The organism is Quadrisphaera granulorum, assembly GCF_003149145.1.
GTDB classification, from domain to species: domain Bacteria; phylum Actinomycetota; class Actinomycetes; order Actinomycetales; family Quadrisphaeraceae; genus Quadrisphaera; species Quadrisphaera granulorum.
The window spans coordinates 1-3,644 of sequence record NZ_QGDQ01000062.1 but is presented as its reverse complement, the minus strand read 5'-3'; the positions used below and the strand labels follow the sequence as shown (position 1 = coordinate 3,644).

Here is a 3,644-nt window from a genome sequence, read left to right as displayed (position 1 = left end):
ATCGGGATCAACGTGCCGGTGCCGGTGCCGATGGCGTACTACTCCTTCGGGGGGTGGAAGAACTCCCTGTTCGGTGACACCCACGCCCACGGCACTGAAGGGGTGCACTTCTTCACCCGCGGCAAGGTCGTCACCACTCGGTGGGCTGACCCCGCCGCCACCCAGGCCAGCGCCGGCATCGATCTGGGTTTCCCCACCAACGCCTGAGCGCAGTTGCTGGGAGGGTGGCCAACGCCCATGATCACGGAGTTCTGAGCGTGATCATGGGCGTTGGCCACCCGGGACCACCGACCCGTCGCCACCACGGACCACGAGGACGCCGCCATGACCCTGCTCGAGACCTCCGCCACCAGCACCCCCGAGGACCTGCTCTCCCCGGAGGAGACCTACCGCCTCGACCGCCAGCACGTCTTCCACTCCTGGTCCGCCCAGGGCGCGCTGAAGCCGATGGTCATCACCCGGGCGGAGGGCTCCTACGTCTGGGACGGCGCGGGCACCCGCTTCCTCGACCTGTCGAGCCAGCTGGTGAACACCAACGTCGGCCACCAGCACCCGAAGGTGGTCGCGGGCATCGTCGAGCAGGCCCAGCGCCTATGCACCATCGCCCCTCAGCACGCCAACGCCGCCCGCTCGAAGGCCGCGCAGCTCATCGCCGAGGTGGCGCCCGAGGGTCTGAACACCGTCTTCTTCACCAACGGCGGCGCTGACGCCATCGAGCACGCGGTGCGCATGGCCCGCCTGCACACCGGCAAGTACAAGGTGTTGTCCCAGTACCGCAGCTACCACGGCGGCACCGCCACCGCCGTGAACCTCACCGGTGACCCGCGCCGCTGGCCCAACGACTACGGCTCCGCCGGAGCGGTGCACTTCTTCGGTCCGTTCCTGTACCGGTCGCACTTCCACGCCACCACCGAGGCCGAGGAGACCGAGCGCGCGCTGGCCCACCTGGAGCAGCTCATCGCCTTCGAGGGACCGGGCACCATCGCCGCGATCGTGCTGGAGACCGTGCCCGGCACCGCCGGGATCATGACGCCGCCGCCCGGCTACCTCGCCGGAGTGCGCGAGCTGTGCGACCGCCACGGCATCGTCTACATCGCCGATGAGGTCATGGCCGGGTTCGGTCGTACCGGGCGCTGGTTCGCGGTGGAGCACTTCGACGTCGTCCCCGACCTCATCACCTTCGCCAAGGGTGTCAACTCCGGGTACGTGCCGCTCGGCGGCGTCGTCATCAGTGACGCCATCGCGGCCACGTTCCGCGACCGGCCCTTCCCGGGCGGCCTGACCTACTCCGGTCACCCGCTGGCGTGCGCCGCGGCCGTGGCGACCATCACCGCAATGCACGAGGAGAAGATCGTCGAGAACGCGGACCGGATCGGGCGCGAGGTGCTCGGCCCGGGCCTGCGCGAGCTCGCGGAGCGCCACCCGGTGATCGGAGAGGTTCGGGGTCTCGGTGTCTTCTGGGCGCTCGACCTCGTGCTCGACCGGGAGACCAAGGAGCCGATTGCTCCCTACGGCGGCACCAGCGAGGCGATGGCGGTGCTGGTGGCGGCGTGCAAGGCGAACGGCGTGCTGCCGTTCACCAACTACCACCGTCTCCACGTCGTCCCGCCGTGCACGGTCAGCGACGCCGAGGTCCGGGAAGGGCTGGCAGCGCTGGACGCGGCGTTGAGCACCCTCGAAGCTCACCTCGGCGCCGCCTGAGCCTCCGGCGGCGCAGCACGGAAGGCCGGGGGACCGGCTTCAGACGTCGCCGCGGTGCTTGCGGTCGAGAGAACGCAGGAAGTCCTCGTCGTCGTCGGGTCCCTTGGGTGCCCAGCCCCGCGTGCTGCCAGTCGGCGACGACGCGTGGCCGGTGTGCGTGCGTCCCGCGAGGAGCCACGCCAGGGGCCCGACGACGGGGAGGAGCACGATGACCGCGACCCAGATCGGGAGGGGCAGTCCGCGGGCTTGGGTATCCGTGGTGCGCAGGCAGTCGACCAGCGCGTAGATCCCCAGGACGAGCGCAACGAGGGCGACCAGCATCGGCACCTGACGATGGTAAGCACGCCGTCCACCTACGCTCGTCGTTGTGGCACCTTTCCTCCGCTACGGGCTCCTGCGGATCTCCCTGTTCTTCCTCGTCGGTCTCATCGGGTACGCGGTGGGCATGCGGCAGCTGCTCCTCGTGGCCTTCGCCGTCATCGTCTCGGCGGTGCTGTCGTACCTGCTGCTCGGTGGGCCGCGGCAGGTGCTCGTGGAGCGGTTGGAGGCGCACACCGCCCGCCGCCGTGAGCGCGCGGCCGCCCGCGAGGAGGAGCGCCGACAGTCCGGCAAGGTGTCCGCGGCTGAGCGCGACGCCGCCGTGGAGGACGCCGACGACGACGCCCAACGCCGCGCCCACTGAGGTCACGGCACGGGCCCGATCGGCCCGGCGCGGGCCGGGCGAGCTCGATCAGCCCGTCAGAGCAGCGGCGTGAGGGCCAGCCCCAGGGCCAGCAGCAGGGCGTAGACGAGTTCGAGGCGGCCGGTGGCGCCGAGCACCGGCACCAGGGCCCGTCCGGCGGCGCCCCGCAGCACGGTCCGTGCAGCTCGCACCGCCAGCGGCACCGTGAGGAGCGCAGCCAGCGCCAGCGGCGCCCGCGGTGCGACGAGCACCGGCACGGCCAGCAGCACGTAGGGCACCACGAGCAGCGCCGCGTACAGCGTGCGGGTGCGCGGCTCGCCGAGGCGCACCGCGAGGGTCCGCTTGCCGGCGACGGCGTCGGTGGGCACGTCGCGCAGGTTGTTCGCCACGAGGATCGCGCAGGCCAGCGACCCGACGGCCACGGCCCCGGCCCAGCTCGCCGCACTCAGCGACCCGGTCTGCGTGTAGGTGGTGCCCAGCGTGGCCACCAGACCGAAGAAGAGGAAGACGAACACCTCGCCCAGGCCCGCGTACCCGTAGGGGCGGGGGCCGCCGGTGTAGGTCCAGGCGGCGACGACGGCGAGCGCGCCGACCGCCAGCAGCCACCACGTTCCCGCCAGCGCGACGAGGGCCACGCCAGCGACGCCGGCCACCCCGAACGAGACCAGCGCAGCCCGCAGCACCGCCTTCGGGGGAGCGACGCCGGACGCGGTCAGCCGTAGCGGCCCGACCCGGTCCTTGTCGGTGCCGCGCACGCCGTCGGAGTAGTCGTTGGAGTAGTTGACGCCCACCTGCAGGGCCAGGGCGACAAGCGCCGCGAGCAGCGCCCGGCCGGCGTGGGCCGACTGCCCCAGCACGGCGGCTCCGGTGCCGACCAGCACGGGGGCCAGCGCTGCGGGGAGGGTCCTCGGACGCGCACCGGCCACCCACTGACCCGCGCTCGCCACCCGAGGACTGTAGGTGGCCAACCGTCCATGATCACAGTCGGGGTGGAGACCCTTCGTGATCGAGCCTGTTGCATAAAGCGGGGTGCGTCCCCGCCGCGGTAGCGGCGGGGGCGCGATCATGTTCTGGTGGCGCGCCAGTTCCGGTCCTTCGATGTGGATCAGCCGATGCTGCTGGCCCCCGACATCCGCGACTGGCTGGTCGAGGACGTCGTGTGGGTGCTGCGCGACATCGTCGCGCAGTTGGACATCACCGCCCTGAACAAGCGCTACCGCCGCGGCGGGACCGGGCGGATGGCGTACGACCCGCGGATGCT

General features: G+C 71.9%; 4 protein-coding genes and 2 pseudogenes. 4 read left to right on the top strand and 2 right to left on the bottom strand.

Annotated features, from left to right (window positions below; genetic code table 11):
• Both BXY45_RS22605 and BXY45_RS22600 read left to right on the top strand, forming a co-directional pair.
• A pseudogene (locus tag BXY45_RS22605) lies at positions 1-207 on the top strand (methylmalonate-semialdehyde dehydrogenase (CoA acylating)); the annotation flags it as partial.
• Between the two features lie 117 nt (positions 208-324).
• Positions 325-1,701: an aspartate aminotransferase family protein gene (locus BXY45_RS22600; protein ID WP_109776788.1), complete on the top strand. Its 1,377-nt coding sequence runs from the start codon at positions 325-327 to the stop codon at positions 1,699-1,701.
• 39 nt (positions 1,702-1,740) lie between these two features.
• Here BXY45_RS22600 and BXY45_RS22595 read toward each other — a convergent pair whose 3' ends face one another.
• Entirely contained in the window at positions 1,741-2,022 is a 282-nt protein-coding gene (locus BXY45_RS22595; RefSeq protein ID WP_109776787.1) for a PLD nuclease N-terminal domain-containing protein, read from the bottom strand.
• A 46-nt stretch (positions 2,023-2,068) separates the two neighbouring features.
• Between BXY45_RS22595 and BXY45_RS22590 the strand changes: the two genes are divergently transcribed.
• Positions 2,069-2,383: a DUF4229 domain-containing protein gene (locus BXY45_RS22590; RefSeq protein ID WP_109776786.1), complete on the top strand. Its 315-nt coding sequence runs from the start codon at positions 2,069-2,071 to the stop codon at positions 2,381-2,383.
• 56 nt (positions 2,384-2,439) lie between these two features.
• On the opposite strand, the gene BXY45_RS22585 is transcribed toward BXY45_RS22590, so the two are convergent.
• Positions 2,440-3,330 carry a 1,4-dihydroxy-2-naphthoate polyprenyltransferase gene (locus BXY45_RS22585; RefSeq protein ID WP_109776785.1) on the bottom strand — a complete coding sequence of 297 codons (891 nt, stop codon included), beginning with the start codon at positions 3,328-3,330 and terminating at the stop codon, positions 2,440-2,442.
• Between the two features lie 126 nt (positions 3,331-3,456).
• On the opposite strand from BXY45_RS22585, the pseudogene BXY45_RS22580 reads away from it, so the two are divergent.
• A pseudogene (locus BXY45_RS22580) lies at positions 3,457-3,644 on the top strand (transposase); the annotation flags it as partial.

Bases quoted from the DNA above. Each gene is read 5' to 3' on its own strand.
- BXY45_RS22600 (WP_109776788.1), top strand. From the start codon at position 325: ATGACCCTGCTCGAGACCTCCGCCACCAGCACCCCCGAGGACCTGCTC.
- BXY45_RS22595 (WP_109776787.1), bottom strand. From the start codon at position 2,022: ATGCTGGTCGCCCTCGTTGCGCTCGTCCTGGGGATCTACGCGCTGGTC.